At 66.4% G+C, this 21673-nt stretch carries 21 protein-coding genes and 1 tRNA gene; 9 read left to right on the forward strand and 13 right to left on the reverse strand.

Annotation, left to right across the window (positions count from 1 at the left end):
• Window positions 1-6: 6 nt before the first annotated feature.
• Entirely contained in the window at window positions 7-681 is a 675-nt protein-coding gene (locus tag AC1DNE_RS10310; RefSeq protein ID WP_441468546.1) for a spermidine synthase, read from the reverse strand.
• 179 nt (window positions 682-860) lie between these two features.
• Between AC1DNE_RS10310 and AC1DNE_RS10315 the strand changes: the two genes are divergently transcribed.
• The 4 genes from AC1DNE_RS10315 to AC1DNE_RS10330 all read left to right on the forward strand — a co-directional run bounded on the left by AC1DNE_RS10315 (window position 861) and on the right by AC1DNE_RS10330 (window position 4559).
• Window positions 861-2063, forward strand: coding sequence for an MFS transporter (locus AC1DNE_RS10315; protein ID WP_441468545.1), 1203 nt, complete (start codon window positions 861-863; stop codon window positions 2061-2063).
• A gap of 206 nt (window positions 2064-2269) precedes the next feature.
• Window positions 2270-3043, forward strand: a complete 774-nt coding sequence (locus AC1DNE_RS10320) for a transporter substrate-binding domain-containing protein (RefSeq protein WP_441468544.1) — start codon at window positions 2270-2272, stop codon at window positions 3041-3043.
• Between the two features lie 74 nt (window positions 3044-3117).
• A complete protein-coding gene (locus AC1DNE_RS10325) occupies window positions 3118-3846 on the forward strand; it encodes an ABC transporter permease (RefSeq protein WP_441468543.1) in 729 nt (242 codons plus the stop codon).
• Entirely contained in the window at window positions 3843-4559 is a 717-nt protein-coding gene (locus tag AC1DNE_RS10330; protein ID WP_441468542.1) for an ABC transporter permease, read from the forward strand. The genes AC1DNE_RS10325 and AC1DNE_RS10330 overlap by 4 nt, the downstream gene beginning before the upstream one ends.
• A gap of 16 nt (window positions 4560-4575) precedes the next feature.
• Here AC1DNE_RS10330 and map read toward each other — a convergent pair whose 3' ends face one another.
• Complete coding sequence (gene map / locus AC1DNE_RS10335; protein ID WP_441468541.1) at window positions 4576-5328, reverse strand: type I methionyl aminopeptidase; 753 nt, start codon at window positions 5326-5328, stop codon at window positions 4576-4578.
• 134 nt (window positions 5329-5462) lie between these two features.
• Here map and AC1DNE_RS10340 point away from each other — a divergent pair, with 134 nt between their 5' ends.
• On the forward strand, window positions 5463-6329 hold the full coding sequence (locus AC1DNE_RS10340; RefSeq protein WP_441468540.1) for an NAD(P)-dependent oxidoreductase: 867 nt from the start codon (window positions 5463-5465) through the stop codon (window positions 6327-6329).
• Window positions 6330-6381: 52 nt separating this feature from the next.
• On the opposite strand, the gene AC1DNE_RS10345 is transcribed toward AC1DNE_RS10340, so the two are convergent.
• Both AC1DNE_RS10345 and solA read right to left on the reverse strand, forming a co-directional pair.
• Window positions 6382-7299, reverse strand: a complete 918-nt coding sequence (locus AC1DNE_RS10345; RefSeq protein WP_441468539.1) for a DMT family transporter — start codon at window positions 7297-7299, stop codon at window positions 6382-6384.
• 22 nt (window positions 7300-7321) lie between these two features.
• On the reverse strand, window positions 7322-8461 hold the full coding sequence (gene solA, locus AC1DNE_RS10350) for an N-methyl-L-tryptophan oxidase (protein ID WP_441468538.1): 1140 nt from the start codon (window positions 8459-8461) through the stop codon (window positions 7322-7324).
• Between the two features lie 234 nt (window positions 8462-8695).
• Here solA and AC1DNE_RS10355 point away from each other — a divergent pair, with 234 nt between their 5' ends.
• Window positions 8696-10393 (forward strand): methyl-accepting chemotaxis protein, encoded by a 1698-nt coding sequence (locus AC1DNE_RS10355; protein WP_476841025.1) that lies wholly within the window; start codon window positions 8696-8698, stop codon window positions 10391-10393.
• Between the two features lie 42 nt (window positions 10394-10435).
• Here the strand turns inward: AC1DNE_RS10355 and AC1DNE_RS10360 are convergent, their stop codons facing one another.
• The 4 genes from AC1DNE_RS10360 to moaA form a co-directional block, all read right to left on the reverse strand.
• On the reverse strand, window positions 10436-11200 hold the full coding sequence (locus AC1DNE_RS10360; protein ID WP_441468536.1) for a hypothetical protein: 765 nt from the start codon (window positions 11198-11200) through the stop codon (window positions 10436-10438).
• 10 nt (window positions 11201-11210) lie between these two features.
• The gene (locus AC1DNE_RS10365) at window positions 11211-12680 is read right to left on the reverse strand and encodes a hypothetical protein (RefSeq protein WP_441468535.1); all 1470 of its coding nucleotides are present in this window, start codon (window positions 12678-12680) and stop codon (window positions 11211-11213) included.
• Entirely contained in the window at window positions 12670-13263 is a 594-nt protein-coding gene (locus tag AC1DNE_RS10370) for a hypothetical protein (RefSeq protein ID WP_441468534.1), read from the reverse strand. The genes AC1DNE_RS10365 and AC1DNE_RS10370 overlap by 11 nt, the downstream gene beginning before the upstream one ends.
• An 84-nt stretch (window positions 13264-13347) precedes the next feature.
• Window positions 13348-14361, reverse strand: coding sequence for a GTP 3',8-cyclase MoaA (gene moaA / locus AC1DNE_RS10375; protein WP_441468958.1), 1014 nt, complete (start codon window positions 14359-14361; stop codon window positions 13348-13350).
• 154 nt (window positions 14362-14515) lie between these two features.
• On the opposite strand from moaA, the gene AC1DNE_RS10380 reads away from it, so the two are divergent.
• Window positions 14516-14878, forward strand: a complete 363-nt coding sequence (locus AC1DNE_RS10380) for a gamma-butyrobetaine hydroxylase family protein (RefSeq protein WP_441468533.1) — start codon at window positions 14516-14518, stop codon at window positions 14876-14878.
• 187 nt (window positions 14879-15065) lie between these two features.
• Here the strand turns inward: AC1DNE_RS10380 and AC1DNE_RS10385 are convergent, their stop codons facing one another.
• On the reverse strand, window positions 15066-15659 hold the full coding sequence (locus AC1DNE_RS10385) for a DNA polymerase III subunit epsilon (RefSeq protein ID WP_441468532.1): 594 nt from the start codon (window positions 15657-15659) through the stop codon (window positions 15066-15068).
• Window positions 15660-16406: 747 nt separating this feature from the next.
• Here AC1DNE_RS10385 and AC1DNE_RS10390 point away from each other — a divergent pair.
• Window positions 16407-17303 carry a cell wall hydrolase gene (locus AC1DNE_RS10390; RefSeq protein ID WP_476765936.1) on the forward strand — a complete coding sequence of 299 codons (897 nt, stop codon included), beginning with the start codon at window positions 16407-16409 and terminating at the stop codon, window positions 17301-17303.
• Window positions 17304-17387: 84 nt separating this feature from the next.
• Here the strand turns inward: AC1DNE_RS10390 and AC1DNE_RS10395 are convergent, their stop codons facing one another.
• The 3 genes from AC1DNE_RS10395 to AC1DNE_RS10405 form a co-directional block, all read right to left on the reverse strand.
• A complete protein-coding gene (locus AC1DNE_RS10395; protein ID WP_441468530.1) occupies window positions 17388-18296 on the reverse strand; it encodes a DMT family transporter in 909 nt (302 codons plus the stop codon).
• Between the two features lie 410 nt (window positions 18297-18706).
• The gene (locus tag AC1DNE_RS10400) at window positions 18707-19285 is read right to left on the reverse strand and encodes a L,D-transpeptidase (RefSeq protein ID WP_441468529.1); all 579 of its coding nucleotides are present in this window, start codon (window positions 19283-19285) and stop codon (window positions 18707-18709) included.
• Window positions 19286-19462: 177 nt separating this feature from the next.
• Window positions 19463-20392: a lytic transglycosylase domain-containing protein gene (locus tag AC1DNE_RS10405; RefSeq protein WP_441468528.1), complete on the reverse strand. Its 930-nt coding sequence runs from the start codon at window positions 20390-20392 to the stop codon at window positions 19463-19465.
• 135 nt (window positions 20393-20527) lie between these two features.
• Here AC1DNE_RS10405 and AC1DNE_RS10410 point away from each other — a divergent pair, with 135 nt between their 5' ends.
• Window positions 20528-21583, forward strand: a complete 1056-nt coding sequence (locus tag AC1DNE_RS10410) for a hypothetical protein (protein ID WP_476841026.1) — start codon at window positions 20528-20530, stop codon at window positions 21581-21583.
• 15 nt (window positions 21584-21598) lie between these two features.
• On the opposite strand, the gene AC1DNE_RS10415 is transcribed toward AC1DNE_RS10410, so the two are convergent.
• A tRNA-Val gene (locus tag AC1DNE_RS10415) sits at window positions 21599-21673 on the reverse strand.

Raw genomic sequence — 21673 nt, forward strand, 5'->3', positions numbered from 1 at the left:
GTGTCGTCAGCGCCGCGCCGCCAGCCAGATCACATGCCGCGCCCCGCCGCCCGTCCGGCGGGCGCGCGCCGTGACCTCCTCGGTAACGAAACCCGCGCTGCGCAGGCGCCGGGTGAAGCCGTGGTCCGGCCCCGATGACCAGACCGCCAGGATGCCGCCCGGCCGCAGCGCCTCCTTGGCGGCCTGCAGCCCTCCTGCAGCGTAGAGCCGGTCGTTGCCGGCGACTGTCAGCGCTTCCGGCCCATTGTCGACATCGAGCAGGATCGCGTCGTAGCGGCCCCTGGCGTTGGCGATGACGCCGGCCACGTCGGCAACGGTCAGCTGTGCGCGCGGATCGTCCAGGCAGCCGGCGAAGACCGCCGCCATCGGCCCGCGCGCCCAGTCGACGACGGCGGGGATCAGTTCGGCCACCTCGACCTCCGCATCCGGCGGCAGATGGGCGAGGGCGGCCCGCAATGTGAAGCCCATCCCAAGCCCGCCGATCAGCATTTTGATCCGGGAGCGCTCAGCCAGCCGCTCGCAGACCAGCTTGGCCAGCGCTTCTTCCGAGCCGCTGAGACGGCTGTTCATCAGCTCGTTGCTGCCCAGCATGATCGAGAATTCGCTGCCTCGCTGCTTCAGGCGCAGGTCTCCGCTGCCGTCGGGCAGGGGGGCGCTGTCGAGGACTGTCCAGGGAATCACGTTGCTCTCACCATTGTTGGAAGCGGTCTTATAGCCGCATCCCAGCGAATCGCGGGGTGCGGATCGATATGTCCGTGACGCATGAGATATCGTCGTTTCTGCTGGTGTCTTGGCGTCTTGGGAATGGCTATTTCATGCTGCGGCGCAGCATTGTGCCGCCATCCCTTCGAAAGCCGACCATGAGCCTCGCCGCGCACGATCGCAGCCTGAACGCAGGCACGTCCGCCTTTCGCACGACCTCGGTCGGGCTGGTGCTGTTCGCGCTCGCCATGGGCGGTTTCGCGATCGGCACCACCGAATTCGCGGCGATGAGCCTGCTGCCCTATTTCTCCGCCGGCCTCGGCATTGACGAGCCCACCGCAGGGCACGTCATCAGCATCTATGCGCTCGGAGTCGTGGTCGGCGCGCCGCTGATCGCCGTGCTGGCCGCGCGGGTGCCGCGCCGCACGCTGCTGATCGGGCTGATGACCGTCTTCGCCATCGGCAACGGCCTGAGCGCGCTGGCGCCGAATTATCACTGGATGTTGGCCTTCCGCTTCCTGAGTGGCCTGCCGCATGGCGCCTATTTCGGTGTCGCGGCATTGGTCGCCGCCTCGCTCTCGCCGCCGAACCGCCGGGCGCAATCGGTGGCGCGGGTCATGCTTGGCCTGACGATCGCGACGATTCTCGGCGTTCCCGCCGCGAGCTGGATGGGGCAGGTGCTGGGCTGGCGCTCGGGCTTTGCCATCGTCGCAGGGCTGGCCCTGCTGACGGTCCTGCTGATCGCCCTCTACGCGCCGCGCGACAAGGTCCAGCCGGGCGCGAGCCCGCTGCGGGAGCTCGGAGCGCTGAAGCGCCGGCAGGTCTGGCTGACGCTCGCCACCGGCGCGATCGGCTTCGGCGGGCTCTTCGCGGTCTACGCCTATTTGGCCTCGACCCTGATGGCCGTGACCGGTGCTTCGCCCGCACTGGTTCCGGTCGTGCTCGCCGTCTTCGGGCTCGGGCTGACGTTCGGCACTCTCTTCGCCGGTTGGGCGGCGGACCGGGCGCTGGTTCCGGCAACTGCGGGACTTCTGCTGTGGAGTGCCTTCTGGCTCGCGGCTTTCCCCTTCGCTGCCGGTAACATCTGGGCGGTGTCGCTGGTCGTCTTCATGGTCGGCAGCGGCGGCGGTCTCGGCGCCATGCTGCAGACTCGCCTGATGGACGTTGCGGAGGATGCGCAGACGCTGGCCGCCGCGCTCAATCACAGCGCCTTCAACACCGCCAACGCGCTCGGCCCCTGGCTCGGCGGCATGGTGATCGCTGCCGGCTACGGCTGGACCTCGACCGGCTGGGTCGGTGCTGCGCTGGCTCTGGGCGGCCTCGCGATCTGGATCGTCGCGGTCATCGATGCGCGCCGCTAGGCGCGAGGCCCGGGCGGAGTTCCTGCGCCGGCCCGTCTTCGTCTTTGGCAGCATTGACGCCGTTGCCGGTGCCTTGGGCGTGGGCGGCTGCGAAAAGCTGCGTCGATCCCTCTTGCGGGTGGCACGAAACTGCGCCCAATCTGTCGCAACGGAGCCGGACCGGGGACAAGGGTAAATCCGGCGGTTCCGAAACTGCGGGAGGTTCCATGCAAGGTTTCGTTCGTTTCGTCGCCGCTGCGGCGCTGACGCTGGCTGGTGCGACAGGCGCTCTCGCCCAGGCCAAGGAGTGGAAGGAGATTCGGATCGGCACGGAAGGTGCCTATCCGCCCTACAACAACCTCAACGCCAAGAAGGAGCTCGAAGGCTTCGAGATCGATTACGGCAATCTGCTCTGCGAGAAGATGAAGGTGAAATGCACCTGGGTGGTGCAGGATTGGGACGGCATCATCCCGGCGCTGCTCGCCAACAAATACGACGTCATCTTCGCCGGCATGAACGCGACCGACGAGCGCAAGAAGCGGGTCGATTTCACCGCGGTCTACAGCAAGACGCCGATCTGGGCGATCGGGCCGAAGAGCACCAAGTCGGACGACATCTCGCCGGCGGCACTCAAGGGCAAGTCGGTCGGCACGCAGGGCTCGACCATCCACGCCAACTATCTCGAGAAGTTCTACAAGGATTCCGACATCCGCCTCTACCCGACGCAGGAAGAGGCCAATCTCGATCTGATCAACGGCCGCCTCGACTACATCGTCGCGGACGCGCTCGCGCTTTCCGATTTCCTGCGCGGCAAGGGCAAGGATTGCTGTCGCAAGATCGCCGAGGTGAAGCGCGACGATGCCATCCATGGCCCCGGCGTCGGCGGCGCAGTGCGCAAGTCGGACCCCGAGCTGAAGGAGAAGATCAGCAAGGCCATCGCCGAGACGATGGCCGACGGCTCGCACAAGAAGCTCGAGGACAAGTGGTTCAAGTACGACTGAGCCGGCCGTCCTGAACCGTTTCCGCCGGCCCGGCCGGGCCGGCGGGCATAAGCTTCTCCTGCTCCGGCATCTCCATGCTCGATAAATTCGCGCTGCTCGGCTTCGGCCCCGAAGGCTGGGGCTGGGCCCTGCTGCAGGGCGCCGCCGTCACGATCTCCATCGCGCTGGCAACGCTGCCTTTCGGACTTGCGCTGGGGCTCATCGTCGCGCTCGGCAAGCGCTCCGACAATGCGCTGTGGCGTGGTCTCGCCACGCTCTACACCACGATCTTCCGTGGCGTGCCCGAGCTGCTCACGCTCTACATCATCTATTTCGGCATCCAGATCCTGCTTCAGCAGCTCTGGCAGAGCCTCGGCCTGCCGGGTTCCTTCAGCATGCCGCCCTTCGTTGCGGGCATGGTCGCGCTCGGCGTCGTGCTCTCGGCTTTCTCCAGCGAGGTCTGGGTCGGCGCGCTGAACTCGATCCAGAAGGGCCAGCGCGAGGCGGCTGCGGCGCTCGGCCTTAGCAAGGCCCAGGCCTTCCGCCTCGTCGTGCTGCCGCAGCTCGTTCGGGTGGCGCTGCCCGGTCTCGGCAACAACTGGATGGTGCTGCTCAAGGAGACCTCGCTGGTCTCGGTCATCACCCTGCCGGACATCATGTTCATCACGACCCGCGCCAATGTCGTCACCAAGGAACCCTTCCTGTTCTTCGGCGCGGCGATGATGATCTACCTGATCTTCTCGCTCGTCTCCGCACGGACGATCGACGGGCTGGAACGGCGCGCCAATCGCGGCTTCGCCGCCTTCGGAGGCGCGACGCGATGAACTGGTGCGAATATCCCGGCTGGTTCTTCGGCAGCGAGGTCCTGCAGAACTACGGCTGCCGGATGGCGTCGGGCCTGTGGATCACCGTCGAGCTTGTCTTCTTCTCGGTGCTGCTCGGCTTCGTGATGGCGTTCGGGCTCGCCGTCGCAAGGCTTTACGGCACGCGTTGGGTAGCCCGGCTGGTCAGCGGTTACACCACCTTCTTCCGTGGTACGCCGCTGCTCTGCCAGCTCTTCCTCGTCTATTACGGCCTCGGCCAGTTTCGTCTGTTCTGGCAGGATATCGGGCTGTGGTGGTTCTTCCGCGACCCGTTCTACTGTGCGCTCCTCACCTTCACGATCAACACGGCGGCCTATCAGGCCGAGATCCTGCGCGGTGCCATCCAGTCGATCCCGCGCGGGCAGTTCGAGGGCGCGCTGTCGCTCGGCTTGCATCGCTGGGCGACACTGCGGCTCGTCGTGATGCCGCAGGCGATGATTCTCGCGCTGCGCCCGCTCGGCAACGAGCTGATCGTGATGATCAAGGCCAGCGCCATCGCCTCGCTGGTGACGCTGTTCGACCTGATGGGCGCGACGCGGCTCGCCTTCGCCCGCTCCTTCGACCTCTCGATCTATCTCTATGCGGCGCTGATCTATCTGGTGCTGGTCGAGATCATCCGGCGCGTCTGGGACCGGGTGGAGCTCAGACTCAGCCGGCATCTGGCTCTGCGCTGAGCCGGGTGTAGCCGACTCAGCCGGGCAGGGTGAGGACGACGGCGCCGCGCGGGGTCGCGACCACGGTATGCTCGTACTGGACGGTGGGCGCGCGAGGCTCGCTGTAGAGTGTCCAGCGATCGCCATCTTCTTGTTCCGCCCAGTCCGCACCCAGCGACAGGAACGGCTCGACGGTGAAGACGAGCCCGTTTGTCATGGTCCGGCGTTCCCGGCGGTTGGGCCAGGTCGCGATCTCGGTCGGCTCCTCATGGAGCGAGCGGCCGACGCCGTGGCTCGCCAGGTTGCGCACGAGCGTATAGCCGTTCTTGTCCGCGAAGCGCCCCACGGCCTGGCCGATGCCGGCGAGAGGCTTGCCGGCGCCGACCTGCCCGATGCCGGTCCATAGTGCGCGCCGGCCGTCGCGGCACAGTCGCTCCAGCTTGGGCTTGACCGGCGGCACAGCGAAGGAAGCGCCGGTATCGGCGAAGAAGCCGTCCTTCTCCGCCGAGACGTCGATATTGACGAGGTCGCCCCCGAGAATGCGCCGTTCGCCTGGAATGCCGTGGGCGATCTCCTCGTTGACGCTGATGCAGGTCGCGCCGGGGAAGTCGTAGGCCAGTTCGGGGGCCGGGCGTGCGCCGTGCCGCTCGAGGAAATCGCGCCCGATGGCATCGAGCTCCGCCGTGGTCATGCCGGGCTCGAGCGCCTTGCCCATGGCGGCGAGCGCGCGGGCCACGATCCCGCCGATCTCCTTGAGCGCCTGCAGTTCGTCGTCGTTCGATATGGTCATGGACCCGAGCTAAGCTGCCGGCGTCCCGGCTGCAACGGAAAATGCCGCATGGGCCGCTGGCGCGCATCCTCCTTCCCGGCTCGGCAACGGCGCGCTAAAGCGTGTCAGTCTTCAAAAAGGAGCGGGAGCTGCTCATGGCCAAAGTCGCGTTCATCGGTCTCGGCGTGATGGGATATCCCATGGCGGGCCATCTCAAGGCCAAGGGCCATGACGTCACCGTCTACAACCGCAATCCGACGAAGGCTCAAGGATGGGTCGCCCAGCATGGCGGCGTCTCGGCGGCGACGCCGGCCGATGCGGCGAAAGGCCAGGAGATCGTCTTCGCTTGTGTCGGCAATGACGACGATCTGCGTTCGGTGACGACAGGCGAAAACGGCGCCTTCGCCGGGATGGATAAGGGTTCGATCTTCGTCGATCACACCACGGCTTCCGCCAATGTCGCGCGCGAACTTGACGAGGCGGCCAAGCAAGGCGGCTTCGGCTTCGTCGACGCGCCCGTCTCCGGCGGACAGGCTGGCGCCGAGAACGGCGTGCTGACCGTGATGTGCGGCGGCGACCCGGAGGTCTATGCCCGCGCCGAGCCGGTCATCGCCAGCTTCGCCCGGATGTGCCGTCTGATGGGCCCGGCCGGCTCCGGCCAGCTCACCAAGATGGTCAACCAGATCTGCATCGCTGGCCTCGTTCAGGGCCTGTCGGAGGGCGTGCATTTCGCCAAGCGCGCCGGGCTCGATGTCGAGACCATGCTGGAGGTGATCTCCAAGGGGGCCGCCGGCTCCTGGCAGATGGAGAACCGCGGCAAGACGATGAACCAGAACAAGTTCGACTTCGGCTTCGCCGTGGATTGGATGCGCAAGGACCTCGGTATCGTCCTCGACGAGGCCCGCCGCAATGGTGCGCAGCTGCCGGTTACCGCGCTCGTCGACCAGTTCTATGCCGAGGTGCAGAAAATGGGCGGCAATCGCTGGGATACCTCCAGCCTGATCGCCCGCCTGGAGCCGTAAAGCGGCGCTGCCCAACGAAATCCTGAGACGGGCCCTCGTGGCCCGTCGACCGTCAGGCGGGTCCTCTCGAAGGATTGGAGCGGCGGTCCAGCTTCAGCCTGGAATCCGGCCGCACGCGCTGCCTGTGCATGGTGTAGAGCCCGCTGCCGACAATCAGCCCGATGCCGAGAAAGGCGAAGAGATCGGGCACGTCGCCCCAGACGAGATAGCCCAGCAGTGTCGCGAAGACGATGATGGCGTAGCGGTACTGCGAGATGACGCCGACATCGGTGCGGCGAAACGCGCTGATGATGAAGAAGGTGCCGACCGTGACCAACACGGCAGCCAGGGCGACATAGACCGTCTCGAGCCGCCAGACCGGTAGCCATTGCTCGGTCAGGCCGTAACCGAGCGCGACGGTGCCGACGAGGACCGTCGTCGTGAGCGAAACGACTGTCGAGGGCACGTCGTCGCCGATGGTACGGGTCGCAAGATCGCGGCAGGCAACAAGCAGGGTGCTAAGCAGGGCGACGAGCGCTGCGGAATTGAAGGAAGCGGCGCCCGGCTTCACCACGAAGAGCACGCCGATGAAGCCGACGGTCAGCGCCAGCGTCCGTCGCCAGCCGACGCGTTCCATGCCGAGTACGACCGCAAGCGCCACGATGAGCAGGGGCGAGGCCATGTTGATCGCGGTGATGTTGGCGAGCGGCAGCAGCCCGAGCGACCAGCCGAAAGTCAGCGCGCTGAAGGCCTCCAGAACCCCGCGCAGCAGCACGCGCGGCCGGAAGGCCATTGCGAGGCGGTCGCTCTCGCGGGCGAGGAAGACAAGCCCTAAACCGACGACGATCGCGAAAGCCGTCCTCAGCGCGATGGCTTGACCGGCCGGGTAGGTTTCGCGCGCCAGCTTCATCAGCGTGTCGTTGACGACGAAGAGCGACATGGCCGCGAGCATGAAGATGATGCCGCGGCGATTTTCGGCTGCGCTGGCCAAAGGGGTATCCTGCTGGAAAGGCTCAGGCCGCGAAGCGGGAAAGCGAGAAGGGAGCGAGGTCGAAGGGTGAATGGCCGGTGGTCGACAGATCGGCGAGGATTTCGCCGATCGCGCTGGCGAATTTGAAGCCATGCCCCGAGCAGGCCGAAGCGAAGAGGGCCTGCGGCACGCCCGGCACCGTGTCGATGATGAAGTCCTCGTCCGGTGAGACGGTGTAGACGCAGCCTTTGACCGTCAAAGGCTCGCCCGCAGCATCGGGAAGATAGCGCGTGAGGCACTCCCGAATGAGCCTGACCTGATTCTCGCTCGGTGTCCGGTCCGGCTCGCGCGGATCCATCGGCTCGCGCCCGAAATGCGGGCCGCCCAGCTTGAAGCCGGGGTGCTCGTAAAGCGGGAAGCCGTAGAAACTGCCTTCCTCGACGCTGAGGATGAAGACGGGGAAGGCGCCTTCGCGGAAAAGCTCCGGCCGGTGCGTGGTGAACCAGCCGATCGCCTGCTTCACCGTGTTGACCCGCTGCGACAAGGCCGGCACCGCGTCGGCGATCCAGCCGCCCGAGGTGATGACGAGGCGGCCGGCGGAATAGGTCCCGCGCTCGGTACGCACGATCACGCCGCCCTGTGCAGTCGGCGTCCAGTCCAGGAGGGGCTCGTTGGTGCGGATGTCGGCGCCGTGCGACTGCGCCAGGCCGACATGGGCATAGATCGCCTTCTCCGAGGCGACGAAGCCCCCATCCGGCTGCCACAGGCCGATATGCCCGGCCGGCAGTTGGAAGCCGGGAAAACGACGCATCACCTCGGCGCCCTCCAGCACCTCATGGGCCAGCCCGTGGTCGAGGCAGGATTGCAGCGAGGACTCGACCGGTCCGCCGCCCTTCGGCGCGAGATCGAGCGAGCCGGTGACATGGAGCAGCTTGAGCCCTGCCTGCCGGCCGGTCTCGGCCCACAGCTCATGCGCCCTGCGCACGATCGGGACGTAGTGCGAGCCCTCGAAATAGGCGAGCCGGATGATCCGGCTCAGGCCATGGGAGGAGCCCATGGCGTGGCCGAGGTCGAAACGCTCGAGCCCCAGAACCTTCAGGCCGCGCTGGGCGAGGTGCCAGCACGCCGCCGACCCCATGGCGCCGACCCCGGCGACAATGACGTCATAGCTGTGCTGGCTCATGGCTCGTGCCCGTCAGACGTGGAAGGCCAAGCTATACCGGCCCCCGGGATGACGGTCCAATGCTTCTGCGGCACACGAGCCGTGCAGGCGCCGAGGAAGCTTTTTGTTAACGCTCGCCACCCATAACCGGATGCAGGGCTGACCTTAGGTGAGACTGGGCTGGGGATGCAGGGCAGGATACGACGCTGGCTGAGCGCCCGAACTCCAGCGGGCAGCGAGGCTTTACCTGACCCGGTGACGGTCGAGCCAGCCGAGACGACCGCTCTGCAGATCGCCCCCCGCGACCTTTCCGTTCGCGACGCGGTGGATGACATCGAGCGCGATATCCTGTTCGCGATGAATCGGCTCACGAAGGAGCTGGGCGAGGTCGAGAAGCTGTCGGCCGATTCCGAAAGCGGTTCGCGCACCATTCTGGAGAGCGCCGGCAGCATGCGCATGGCCGTTGGCGCCGCAAGCGAGAACGCCTCGGTCCTGGCTGCGGCGACGCAGCAGGTTTCGCAGTCGGCCGAGCAGGTCGACAGCGCCATGGCGAGCGTCCGCGACCGGCTCGACGCCGCGGTAACGCGCGCGGGCCAGGCCACCTTGATGCTCGATGGGCTGGCCGAGGCGACCGGCGAGATCCGCGGGATCGTCGATTCCATCGCGGAGATCGCCCGCCAGACCAATCTGCTGGCGCTCAACGCGGCAATCGAGGCGGCCCGCGCCGGCGAGGCCGGGCGCGGCTTTGGCGTCGTCGCCCATGAGGTGAAGACTCTCTCCATCGCGGTGAGCGAGGCCGTCGAGCATATCCGCAGCCGGGTCGATCGCCTCACCCACGCAGCGCAAAGCTCGACCGGCATCGTCAACGAGGCGCTGCAGATCGTGCGGGACGTCAATCCGCTTATGAGCACGATCAGCCAGGCCTCGCAGGAACAGGCGTTCTCGACGGCGGAGTTGTCGCGCAACGCCGTTGAGACCGCGCTTTTCGTCGAGGACGTCGCACTCCGTGCAAATGAAATCGACCGGATTGCCCATGCCACGGTCGCCGAAAGCGAACGGGCCCGCCGCGCTTCGGAAAAGGGGAGCCGGCTGGTCGGCCGCATGCTCCGGCGCTTCAAGCCGGTGCTGAGGCATTCGGCTTTCGCCGATCGGCGGCGGTTCGATCGCTTCCCGACAGTCCGCCGCGCGCAGCTGAAGCTCGGCGATATCGATCTCTCGAGCCGCATCGTCGATGTTGGCCGAGGCGGAGCCCTGCTCGCCGGTACCCAGGCCGTCCGCGTCGGCGGTGAGGCCGGCATGATCACGATCGACGGGCTGCCACCGATTCCCTGCCGCATGGCGGGGCAAAGCGAGCATGGATTGCACCTCGCCTTCGACCCCGACGCCGTCGCCGGCAGCGACGCGCTGGCGCAGATGATCGAGGACATCGAACGCTCCTATCGGCCGCTGATCGAGCGCGCCCAGGACTTTGCCCGGGAAGTGGCTGCGGCGATGGAAGCCGCGATCGAGAAAGGACTGATAGCGGAGGAGGAACTGTTCGAGGCGAACTATGCGCCGGTTCCCGAGAGCGAGCCGCTCCAGCATCTGAGCCCGAGCCTGCCGGCTCTGGAAGTCGTCCTGCCGCCCTTGCTGGAAAGGACGCTCGCCAGCGACCCTCGCCTGGTCTTCGCCGTGCCGAGTGATCGCAATGGTTACGTGCCGGTGCATCATACGGGGACGTCGCAGCCGCAACGCAGCTACGATCCGGCGTGGAATGCGGTCCATGCCTGCAACAGGCGTATTCTCGATAGCCGCTCCGGCATCAGCGCGAGCCGCTCGGTGCGTCCGTTCATGGTCCAGCTCTGCCACCATGACTTCGGTAACGGGTGCAGCGAAGCTCTCAACGAGATCAACGCGCCGTTGCGGGTGCGGGGGCGCCACTGGGGCGGTGTCCGGATGGCCTACAGGCTCTGACGGCCACGACACGCGGGCCCAAGCAGGGCAAGCGGCGTTAGGCTAAAGCCTGTCCCAGGTCACCGAGATGTTGAGCTTCTGAAAGGCCTGCTTCCACAGCGAAGCAGCCTGCTCCAGGCGGTTAGGGTCGTAGACGCCCTGGACCTGGTGGATACTGAGAGACCACGTTTTCGCGCCCGAATCCTGCCAGACCTTGTCGAGCAGGCGCCGCAGCCGCTCCGGGTCGCGTGCGCCGGCGGCGTTGCCGAAGACTGTGAACTGGCCCGAGTTCTGCAGCATGTCCGAGACGAGGACGAGCGAGCGGTCGCCGTTCGGCACGCGGTTCTCGCGGCGCGACACCACGTCGCCGATGGCCTCGACGATCGGCGACTGGTTGCCCTTCGCCGGCTGGGTCAGAACGGTCAGGGCATCGTCGAGCGGGCGGCCGAACTTCTCGACCCATTTGACGTATTCGCGGCGCGGATTGCCGATCAGCTCGCTTGCGGTCTTGCCGGGGTTGCACAGCGAGATCAGGGCCGGGAAGCCGGGCTCGAACACGTCGTTGAAGACGTATATCGAGAGCATGCGCTCGGCTGGCAGCTCGTCGCCGATTTGCTTGACCAGCTTCTTCAGCCGCCCGGCCTGCACCTCGCTCCATGGATCCGTCTTGTCGACGAGGATCAGCGTATGGCCGACGGGGCCGGTCTTCGGGCAGAGCGTTTCCTGGTCGCGCGGCGGCCCGCGCAGCAGGGAAGGGGCCGCGAAAAACCCGACGAGCGCGACGCCCGCGAGCAGGGAGGCGACGATGGCCAGGTTCTCGGTCTTCATGCCCAAGCCTTTATCGCGGCATTGCGGCGAAATCCTCCGCCGCCTGCTTCTGGGCCGCCTCGTCGCGCTCGAAAGCTTCGCGTCCGGCCTGCGCCGCGCGCAGCTTCACCTGCTCGATCTCGCCGGCGAGATCGACGCCGCGCAGCAGCATCAGCCGGTCCTTGAGCTTGGCTTCGATGAGCCCCGGCATGCTGGCGAGCTGCTGCTCGAAATCCTCGATCTGCCGACGTGCTGCGACATATTCCGGCAGCTCTCCCGGCTGGTCGATCTCGGCGAGGTTGAGTGACTGCCCGAAATAGGCCGGGGGCAGATCCGTGCGGACGCGCAGATTGGCCTCGCGGTACTGCATCATCGCTGCGTCCTTGGCCGCGCGCAGCTGCCCGAGGCGGGACTGATAGAGGTCGCGCGCCTTTTCGGCGGCTGCCTTCATGCCCTGCAGCTTGCCGAGTTCGTCACGGCAATCGGCGCGAAAACCGTCGATCTGCGTGCGGATTCCCTCCAGCTCCGGCAGCAATTCGCCATCGAGCCGGCGCCGCTCCTCCTCGACGGCACTCCAGCGCTGGCGCCAGCGCTTGTAGGCGGCGGCATGGCCGGGATAGGTGCCGAAAGCAGTAAAGCCCTTTGTCGCGGCGACAAAGGCGACGAGGCAGCCGATGATGACGAGCGCGACTGATTTGATGTCGTAGATCGCGAAGGGGTTCTCCAGCATGCGCGGCATCACCTGATAGGAACGCGCATCCGGATTGGCGATCAGCATCTCCCGATAGTGCCCGACCGCGAGGTTGAACAGCACGATGAGCGCGATCATCCCGGCATAGGCCGGCAGCGCCCAGAACAGATGCGAGCTCTTCACATGCTGGCAGTAGCGCGCTGGCCCGATCCCCATGAAGAAACCGAGCGCGATGTTGAGTGCCGAGATGATGACGGCGGTGGCCGCGCCGCCGACCAGGCCGAAATCGCTGGCTTCTGCAAAGAAGTTGCCGTTGAGCAGGCTCTCGATCACCAGCGGAACGACGAGGAAGAACAGGATGAACTGCCACTTGTCGAGCTTGGGATCGGCGCGGCGCTTGTTCTCGTAGTTGAAGAAGGCGTATTCGCGCTTGGCCCTGAGGGCATCGTAGATGCGCTGCTCCAGCTCGCTGCCGTGCTTGTTGAGCATGGCCCGCATCGTCGCCTCGACACCGCGTACCCGTCCTTCGAAGCGCTGCTGCGTGAAGAGTTCCCGCCGGCTCACGATTTCGGCTTGGATCGCGTTGAGCCTGGCTGCCGCCTCCTGCCGCAGCGCGGTGTAATGCTCGCGCGCCCTGGCGATCAGCGTTTGCTCGGTCTGCGACAGCATGGTGGCGTCGGCCGGGGGCAGGTTTTCGACCGCGTCGCTCGCGCCGTTGTGTCCGGCCCTGACCGATTCCGCGAGATGATGCGCTGTCATCGCCGGGGTGGCGCCGTGACGCGTGGCCGTGTGGCCGTTCTCATTCGCCATGGGCGGCTCGTGTCAGGAACAGGCGGGCATCGACGACATCGACCCAGAAATCGCGGAAGCCCGGATAGGCCGGCCGCAGATAGGCGCGCTCGAACCAGATCGTCAGCGCGACGAGCCCGGCTCCGCCCAGCATGGGCAGGATCGCAGCCAGCGATAGGGGCGCCCGATCGAGCGCGGCCAGCCGCCAGCCAAGTCCGGCCAGCACCAGGGCGCAGGCGATCACGAGCAAGGCGAGCACGCGATGGCGGCCGGTGTCGTAGGCGAGCTGCAGCGCCGCGCTCATCAGCGTGATCGCGAACGCCGCGCAGAGTTCGAGCACGGCGAGCCCTGCCAGGGCGCCCGCGATTCCGGCCCCGATGCCGGTCGGCGAGGCGGGAGAGAGTAGGAAGAAGACGCCGCGGCCCGACGACCAGCCCAGGAACAGGCAGAAGAGCAGGATGGTCGCGATCAGGATAGCAAGAAGCGGCAGGGGGCGTCGCAAGCGCGCGGCCATGATCGCCAGCCGCGCCGCATGGGTTTGCCGCACGGCGTCGTCGATTGCGCTTGCCGCCGCTTTTACGCGGCCTGCGATCGCTTTGAACATGACCCGCAGCAACTCCACCCGTCAGCTGACGGTGACCGCATTCGCCGGGCCGGTCAAGCGAGCGGCGGCTGCCATCCAGGCCGATCAGCCGCCGGTGACGCTCATATGCCGGCCTACGGCCGGGCGCGCATGGCGCCGGTCGATGACGAAGTCGTGGCCTTTTGGCTTGCGGGCGATGGCCTCGTCCATGGCGCGGTAGAGCAGGGCGTCGTCCTGCGAGGAGCGGACGGCGCCGCGCAGGTCGGCAGCATCCTCCTGGCCGAGGCACATATAGAGCGTGCCGGTGCAGGTCAGCCGCACGCGGTTGCAGCTCTCGCAGAAATTATGGGTCAGTGGCGTAATGAAGCCGACAAGCCCGCCGGTTTCCTTGACGCGGACATAGCGCGCCGGCCCGCCCGTGCGGTAGGGGTCGTCGACCAGCGAGTACTTGTCCATCAGCCGCCCGCGCACCACCGAGAGCGGCAGGTACTGGTCGATGCGGCCCACCTCGATCTCGCCCATTGGCATGACCTCGATCAGGGTGAGGTCCATGCCGAGGCCGTGCGACCAGAGCATCAGCTCTTCGATCTCGTCGTCGTTGACGCCCTTCAGCGCCACCGCGTTGATCTTGACGCGCATGCCGGCCTTGCGCGCCGCCTCGATGCCGGCGAGCACGACCTTGAGGTCGCCCCGGCGCGTGATCTCGCGGAACTTGTCGGCATCGAGCGTATCGAGCGACACGTTGATGCGGCGCACGCCATAGCCGGCGAGCTCGTCGGCATAGCGCGAGAGCAGCGAGCCATTGGTCGTCAGGGTCAGCTCGTCCAGCGCACCGGAGGCGAGGTGGCGCGAGAGCGAGCGGAACAGGCTCATGATGTCGCGGCGCACCAGCGGCTCGCCGCCGGTGAGTCGCAGCTTGCGCGTGCCGCGGCTGACGAAGGCAGTGGCGATTCGGTCGAGCTCCTCCAGCGTCAGCAGCTCTTTCCGGGGGAGGAACTGCATGTTCTCGGCCATGCAGTAGACGCAGCGGAAATCGCAGCGATCCGTTACCGAGATGCGCAGATAGGATATTTTCCGGCCGAACGGATCGACCAGTGGCGACCGCGTCAGCGGCTTCATGTCGTCGAGCAGCACGTCTGCCTCAACTCCGAACGCCCAGCCCGCTCCGCCCAGGATGCGGACTGGTTTGCACATTGCTATAGCAAGACATTGGCACCACTGCGGCCAAGGTCAAGCGCATGACTGCCGCAGCCTGCGAGGGACGTACACGATCATGTCATCCTGGCCGACCGAAATCCGCCTGTCGAAGGACCGTCGCACCCTGCACGTCGCGTTCGAGGACGGGGCGAGTTTTGCGCTGCCGGCCGAGCTTCTGCGCGTTGAAAGCCCCTCGGCCGAGGTCCAGGGTCACCATCCCAGCCAAAAGACGATCGTCGCCGGCAAGGCCGCAGTCGAGATCCTGAGGGTCGAGCCGGTCGGCAACTACGCCGTCAGGCTCGGCTTCGACGACATGCACGAGACCGGCATCTATGCCTGGGATTATCTGCGCGAGCTCGGGGAGCAGGCGCAGGAGAAGATGAAGGCCTATGAGGCCGCGCTGGCGGAGAAGGGGCTCTCCCGCGATCGGCAGCGCTAGGAGCCGTTCCGATCCGCTGCAGGGGTCGGCGACTTCGACGAAGCGAAGCCGCAGCGCCAGGGGCCACGCAATCCGCGCTGGAGCGCGGGTACGGAGGATCGTCGCCTGGCTCGCCTCCCGCCGCGGTGCCCTCGTTGTCTCGGTTGAACCTCGGAATGGGATGGAAGGCGGACCTTGCTCTTGGCAGCTAAAGGTCGCGGCTGGCTTGCCGGCTGAGGGCGACGAGATTCAGGAGGTTTGCATAGCCCCGAGCGTCGTCAATCGCGCGGTGCGTGTGTTCGATGGAGCCAAGCCATTCCGGCGGATAGTGCTCGACATCACATTGCCAATGTCCTCGCCCCGTGCTGCCAGAGACCATCGACATGATGCACAGAGGCGGATGCCTGAAGAGCCGGTCGGGAACCCATGGGCCTTCAAATAGTGGCCGTCCGGTAAATCGTCTCAGGTAGAAGTCGATCCACAACCCGTCGAGGACGACCGGGTGGGCAGCGAAAATGGGCTCGCCATCCAGCGATTTGACCCAATCGACAAATCGCTCGATGCCAGCCCCTGCTGGTTCCGGGTTGCTTGTCGCAGCCGCCCATGCCTCAGGCTGCGTCTGCCAGAAGGCCATGGTTCCCGCGTCCCGTTCAGCGCCGTCGAGAGGCTCCAGAACAGCCTCGAATTCGCCGAGGATCCTGCCGGTGCTTGATACTGCCACTGAGCCGAACGACAGCATCGAATTCGCGCCCGGTATCGGCCCATCGAATTCGCAGTCGGTCACAACGTAGAAATGCGGCATCGATCCCCCTGGTCTCTTCTCGCTGTGAACCTGCGCATATCCGACTGACTCCGAGGCAAACGCTCGCTTCGAGCGGCGAGGCACGGACCCGGATCGCTGCTTGCCGAATATACCCAGGAAGTCAAAACCTGAGTTTCATCCGCATTCGGACTGCATGCGGGGGCGCCCGAGCGTGCCGGGCGTCCGCGGCGAAAGGCGGTCGTTGATTTCGGTGCCAGGTAGATCAGGTCACAAAGCTGCCGAAGTCTCTCTTCATAGGGCGCGTAGATCGATCCGTGGCGTCGTTAATGTGGAGTTAATGGACCGTTGAGTGAAAGTAATATCGGCGCAGATGTCTGCGAAGAGAATAGGATTAATTTCACGTATAGGCAGGGCGTTCGCTCGTGCAGGTAGGAGCTTATTTCGGAAGGCTTTCGCCCTGCGCCGCAAGGCGCGCAGTCATCGCTCATGGCGCCGCGATGAAGCCGAAGGCCGACGATGCGACCGAGCATATCCCTGGCATTCTCCTGCCGTGGCAAATGGCCTGCGAACCACCGCAGTCTTGCGGCTGATCCGAGTATCGACCGACGACCAAAGCCATCGACTAGCTCCGCCATTCAGCCTCGCCTGATCCCCGCAATGGCGGAACGCTAGCTCGTCACCCTTCCCGTTTCCCAGCAAGTTCCAGTCAAACGAGCCGCTGATCTCGCCGCCGATCGATCGGTGCTGCGCCTGCTCGGCTGACCCTATATTTCCGGAGCGTACTCCATGAAGCGCATCGTCCCGCAGGCGCTGCTCGCGCTCGCGGCTCTCGTCGTGCTGCCTACCAAGACCTTGCCGACGACGTCGCCCGCTCTGTCGCATGTCCCGTTCGGCGTCGATGAGCGCACACTTGGCTTCCATCCGAAGGCGCTTGCCTCAAGCCGTCTCCTTGCCGATGATTTCGGACTGTTCGGTAGGCCGGACAGTTCGTTGCTCGTGCTGTCGATCGTGCACGGGCCGGGGGGCAAGTGGCGCAACAGTCTCGCGCGCGCCTTGCACGACAGCGAGAAGAGCGAGCAGGCTCCGCCCGGAGCAGCGCAACGCTCGGGCGAGGGCCTGGGGAAAAATGATGGAACGACCCCGCGCCCTGCCGCGAGCGCAGCGCAAACCTCGGTGACGCCGACGAGCGAAAGCACGGCGATCGCCTGGGTCACGCCGACGGGCTTTATCGTCGTGCCGGGGAAAGAGCCTGAGCCACGGCAGATCTATGTGGGGCTGATCGAGCCCGAGCATCTGGAGCGCGAAGAGCGCTGCCTGGCCCAGGCCGTCTATTTCGAGGCGCGTTCCGAAGTGGAAGAAGGGCGGGCTGCCGTTGCCCAGGTCGTGCTCAACCGGGTCAAGAGCGGGGTCTATCCGGCCACGATCTGCGGCGTGGTCTTCCAGAACCGCCACCGCAAGCTCGCCTGCCAGTTCACCTTCGCCTGCGAGGGCAAGGCCTTGCGGATCACCGAACCCGAGGCATGGAAAGCGGCGATGCGCATCGCGCGCGAGGTCTACGAGGGCAAAACCTATCTCGTGGAGGTGGGAGCCGCGATGCATTATCACGCCGACTATGTCCAACCCGGCTGGGCGAAGAAGCTGAAGAAAATGGACGTGATCGGCCGGCACATCTTCTACAGCTGAAGATGAGGCGGGCTGCGCTGGCCCCTGCGATTGCTGAGCCTACGGCACAGCTTGGATCGCTGAACGCTTTTGCGTCCGCGAATGTCAGCGGCGGGTCCTGCGGAGCGCCAATGCGACACCGCTGAGCGCGACACCGATCGCCAGGATTTCCCGCGCCCCCAAAGCATCTCCGAGCAAAGGGACGGCCGATAAGGTTCCGACGATCGGGACAATCAGCATGCCCGTTGCCGCAGTCGTCGTCGGCAGGCGTTTCAGTGCCCCGAACCAGGTCAGATAGCACAGCGCCATCGGGACGGCCGCCATATAGGCCAGACCGACCAAGCCTTGGCCGGACAAGGCAAGAAGATGTGGTCGTTCCAGAAGGAGGCTGAGCGCGACCATCGGCAAGCAGCCGAGAGCGACCTGCCATGCCGTCAGCGCCGTGAAAGGCATCGCAATGGGCTTGCGGGCCATGACGGTGCCGACCGCGAAGAGAATGGCGGCGGCGAGGCCGAAGAGAACGCCCGGCAGTTTTTGGACGGCAAGGTTGGGCCCGCCCATCAATATCGCGATGCCGGCAACGCCGAGCGCCAATGCGAGCAGGCTACGGCGATCCGGGCGTTCTCCATGCAGGGGCCACGCAATCAGCATCGCCCATATCGGCATCGAATAGGCGATGAGGGCGCCCTCGGAAACCTTGAGCCAATTCAGCGACAGGGCCGTAAAGCCCATCCAGGCGAATACGTTGATTCCGGCTGCTAGGAGGAGCGGGAGGCGGAATTCGCGCGGTACCCTGAGCGTTTCGCCGCGGTGCCATGCCAAAATAGCCAGGCCGGCCGCGCCGAGGAGGCCAGCCATGCCGCGAGCAAACAGCGGCGGCCAGTCGAGCAGGACGAATTTCAGGACCGACCAGTTCAGGCCCCAGCCGCATGCCGTGATGACAAGCAGGATTTGACCGAATTTCCGGTCGGCTGCCTCAGTCGCCGCCCCTTGGCTTTCGATCGTGGTCGTCACGGCTCAGCGACGCCCGGCTTTCGGCGCCCGGACGGGAAGGGCGCGCTTGGTCCAGTCCTTTGGAGCCATGACTGTGTTCCGATGCTTTCTGAGCCGCTTCGCCCGGCCTGGGGGGGTCGGCGCGCGTAAGCATCGTTGTTGAAATCGAGCGGCCGTGTTCGCGAATATTGACCGCCGTATGGCGAATTTGGCCGATGATTTCGGGCCATCTGACGAAAATGGTTGAGCCCGACGAATTCGAATGCCCCCTGCTGGGGGCGGTCGACACCACAGCCCAGCATCCGCGTCACTGGCGTCGCAGGTGCCTTTGCGTCCCGAGAGGCTGCCAACGAGCGATCAAGATGGGGGTGGGCCAAACGAAAAAAGCCGGCGTTTCCGCCGGCTTGTCTCGGTAGTGAAGCGTGAGCCGCTCAGCGCGCGACGACGACGCGGGTGCCGACCTTGGTGCGCTCGTACAGATCGATCACGTCCTCGTTCAGCATGCGGATGCAGCCCGAGGAGACGGCCTGGCCGATCGTCTCCGGCTCGTTCGAGCCGTGGATGCGGTAGAGCGTCGAGCCGAGATACATGGCACGGGCGCCGAGCGGGTTGTCCGGGCCGCCGGGCATGAAGCGCGGCAGGTCGGGACGGCGCTTCAGCATCTGCGACGGCGGGGTCCAGCTCGGCCATTCGGCCTTGCGGGTGATGCTCTGGCTGCCGGCCCAGTCGAAGCCCGGGCGGCCGACGCCGACGCCGTAGCGCATGGCCTTCCCGTCGGGCATCACGAAATAGAGGCGCCGCTCGGCGGAATTGATCACGATCGTGCCGGGCCGCTGGTTCGTCGGGTAGCTTACGATCTCGCGCGGAATGGCGGTGGCCTGCGCCTTGGCGGGGTCGACATACTGGACGAGCGGCTGGCGGGTCAGCGGATCGATTTCGGCCCGGGCGGCGGAGCCGAGGGCAAGCAGGCCAAGGCCGGCGAGCATGGCCAGACGGATGGAGCGGATCATCGAGAACCTCGGGCGGTCGGGGCGGCGTGTGGACACGAAGTTGACACGGAAAAGTCAACGTCTCCTCAACGTCCTGTCAGCTTCCCGGGTCCGCCGCAATCGGGCTTTTATCACATCCCTGAGAGCTTCCGAGCTTTGCCATTCCGCGTTGCGCACATGCAACATGGCCGCAATGCGTCAACTCCTCAGGACGACGCAGGCGCCGCGATCGACCTGGATGCGCCGGCATAGCGCGGTTGCCTCGGCGCGCGTCGCGGCGGGGAGCCGGACCCGGTAGAATGCCCGCGTACCGCGGCTGCGCAGGCGCGTGCCGATGATCATAGGCTCAAGCTCGCCGATGATCGTGCGGTGGAGAGCGCTCGCGCGTTGGAAACTGGCGAGTGCGCGGGCCTTGGAGAAATTGCCGGCGAGCTGCACGCCCCAGGGCGCGAAGGGCGCCTCCGCAATGACGGGCAGGACCGGGCGCGCCTGCCGGATCGCAACCAGCGTCGGCGCGCAGGCGGCCAACTGATCGCGCGTCGCCGGTCGCGCCGGCGGCGAGCGTCCGTCGCCATTGGCGCTGTTGCGCGCATCCTGAGCCCAGTCCTCGACCGAGGCGCCGGTGATCAGCAGGACGTAGTTCTCGGTCTCCGTCGGCAGGAACCGGGTCTGCCCCGCCGCGCGGGCGGCAATCCAGCCGGCAACACGGTTCGGGCCGCCATTATAGGCTGCCGCCGCAAGCCCCCAGTTGCCGAAGCGGTCGCGCAGCTCGGCCAGGAAATGGGCAGCCTTGGGCACGGCCTGCTCGGGGTCGAACGGATCGAGGAGGCCGCGCTCGCGCGCCGTGCCGGGCATGAACTGCGCCACGCCCTGTGCGCCGGCCGGGCTGGTGACGTGCGGGCGGAAGCTCGATTCCTGGAAGATCAGGCGGGTCAGGAAGGCCGGCGGCACCGAGTGTTGCTGCGCGGCGCCGTCGATCAGGCGGCACAGCGCATCCTGGATGCCGGAGGAAGGCGGCAACGGCTCTTCCGCAGCATGCCCGGGCCCGGGTAGCAGGCAGAGTGCAAGCAGGGCGGCGATAAGCCGCGGCGCGGGGCTGGCCAGACGGCGGAAGACGCCTGAGATCATGTGGCCTCTCTCGCATGTTCGCGCGCCGGCTGCCAACTGCGGCGCCTTCCGCGTTGTGACGGAGGCATCGCCTGTGCGAAGAGGGCGCCGGCCGGCTGACCGGTCAGGGTCATGAAATTGGAGTACAGGGCCAGCATGGAGAAGGCCTGGATTGTCTGGTCGCGATGGTTCCTGGCGGCGGCGGCGGGCTGCGCCGGGCTGCTGTTCGTCTTCATCGCGGCGCTCGATCCTTTCGGTATGCGGGTCGGAGCGGGCCAGCCGGCGCGGCCGATCATGGATATCAACCAGCGCTTCATGTACCCGCAGCTCGTGCGCTCCGGGCGCTTCGACGCGGCGGTGCTGGGCACCTCGACCATGCGGCTGCTCGATCCGCAGACGCTTTCGCGGGGGCTCGATGCGCGCTTCGTCAACCTCGCGATGAATGCGGCGACGCCCTGGGAGCAGTTGCAGATGGCCGGGCTGTTCCGCTCGCATGTCCGCGTTCCCAAGCGAATCATCTGGGGTCTCGATGTCACCTGGTGCGAGCCCGACGCCACCGATGCGGCGAAGCGCCTGACGCCGCGGCCGATGCCGGACTGGCTCTCGCGAGAGGTTCGCTGGACCGATTGGCCGAAGCTGCTCAACCTGACCAATCTGGAGATCGCCGGCCGTCTGATGGCCTATCGTCTCGGCTGGTCGCGGGAACGCGTCCGCGGCGACGGCTACGAGGTCTTCACGCCGCCGGAGGCGAGCTACGATCTCGCTCGTGCGCGCAGCCACATCTACATGAGCAGTGGCGGCCTGCCTCTGGATATGACGCCCTTGCCGCCGGTGCCGGTGCCGGCCGCCGAAAGGGCGGCCTGGCGCTTTCCGGCGCTGGCCTGGCTGGAGGAGGCGATCGCTGCCTTCCCGAAGGAAACGCAGGTGATGCTCGTCCTGCCGCCCGCACATCTGATGGGCTACCCCCGCGAGGGATCGGCGGGATGGCAGCGTTATGCCGCCTGCAAGGCTGGGATTACCGCTCTGGCGCGGCGGCACGGCGCGACAATGGTCGATTACGCGCACGCCTCGCCGATCACGGCGCGGGATGAAAACTACTGGGATCCCCTGCATTTCCGCCTGCCCATCGCAGCCCGGTTCGCTGAGGAGCTGGTCGGGGTTGCCAAGGGCGGCCAGCCGCTGCCGGATGGCGCGGCACGCGTTCTGCGCTGACGATGTCGGAGAAAATGGTGGGCGGCACAGGGATCGAACCTGTGACCCCTCCCGTGTGAAGGGAGTGCTCTACCGCTGAGCTAGCCGCCC

This window comes from Allobosea sp. 05L423 (assembly GCF_056397745.1).

Excerpts from the sequence above, each read along its gene's own strand:
- AC1DNE_RS10400 (WP_441468529.1), bottom strand. The coding sequence starts at position 19,285 with ATGATCCGCTCCATCCGTCTGGCCATGCTCGCCGGCCTTGGCCTGCTT.
- AC1DNE_RS10405 (WP_441468528.1), bottom strand. The coding sequence starts at position 20,392 with ATGATCTCAGGCGTCTTCCGCCGTCTGGCCAGCCCCGCGCCGCGGCTT.
- AC1DNE_RS10380 (WP_441468533.1), top strand. The coding sequence starts at position 14,516 with ATGTCATCCTGGCCGACCGAAATCCGCCTGTCGAAGGACCGTCGCACC.
- moaA (WP_441468958.1), bottom strand. The coding sequence starts at position 14,361 with ATGAAGCCGCTGACGCGGTCGCCACTGGTCGATCCGTTCGGCCGGAAA.
- AC1DNE_RS10390 (WP_476765936.1), top strand. The coding sequence starts at position 16,407 with ATGAAGCGCATCGTCCCGCAGGCGCTGCTCGCGCTCGCGGCTCTCGTC.
- AC1DNE_RS10365 (WP_441468535.1), bottom strand. The coding sequence starts at position 12,680 with ATGGCGAATGAGAACGGCCACACGGCCACGCGTCACGGCGCCACCCCG.
- AC1DNE_RS10360 (WP_441468536.1), bottom strand. The coding sequence starts at position 11,200 with ATGAAGACCGAGAACCTGGCCATCGTCGCCTCCCTGCTCGCGGGCGTC.
- AC1DNE_RS10385 (WP_441468532.1), bottom strand. The coding sequence starts at position 15,659 with ATGCCGCATTTCTACGTTGTGACCGACTGCGAATTCGATGGGCCGATA.
- AC1DNE_RS10325 (WP_441468543.1), top strand. The coding sequence starts at position 3,118 with ATGCTCGATAAATTCGCGCTGCTCGGCTTCGGCCCCGAAGGCTGGGGC.
- solA (WP_441468538.1), bottom strand. The coding sequence starts at position 8,461 with ATGAGCCAGCACAGCTATGACGTCATTGTCGCCGGGGTCGGCGCCATG.
- AC1DNE_RS10340 (WP_441468540.1), top strand. The coding sequence starts at position 5,463 with ATGGCCAAAGTCGCGTTCATCGGTCTCGGCGTGATGGGATATCCCATG.
- AC1DNE_RS10410 (WP_476841026.1), top strand. The coding sequence starts at position 20,528 with ATGGAGAAGGCCTGGATTGTCTGGTCGCGATGGTTCCTGGCGGCGGCG.
- map (WP_441468541.1), bottom strand. The coding sequence starts at position 5,328 with ATGACCATATCGAACGACGACGAACTGCAGGCGCTCAAGGAGATCGGC.
- AC1DNE_RS10320 (WP_441468544.1), top strand. The coding sequence starts at position 2,270 with ATGCAAGGTTTCGTTCGTTTCGTCGCCGCTGCGGCGCTGACGCTGGCT.
- AC1DNE_RS10330 (WP_441468542.1), top strand. The coding sequence starts at position 3,843 with ATGAACTGGTGCGAATATCCCGGCTGGTTCTTCGGCAGCGAGGTCCTG.
- AC1DNE_RS10315 (WP_441468545.1), top strand. The coding sequence starts at position 861 with ATGAGCCTCGCCGCGCACGATCGCAGCCTGAACGCAGGCACGTCCGCC.
- AC1DNE_RS10370 (WP_441468534.1), bottom strand. The coding sequence starts at position 13,263 with ATGTTCAAAGCGATCGCAGGCCGCGTAAAAGCGGCGGCAAGCGCAATC.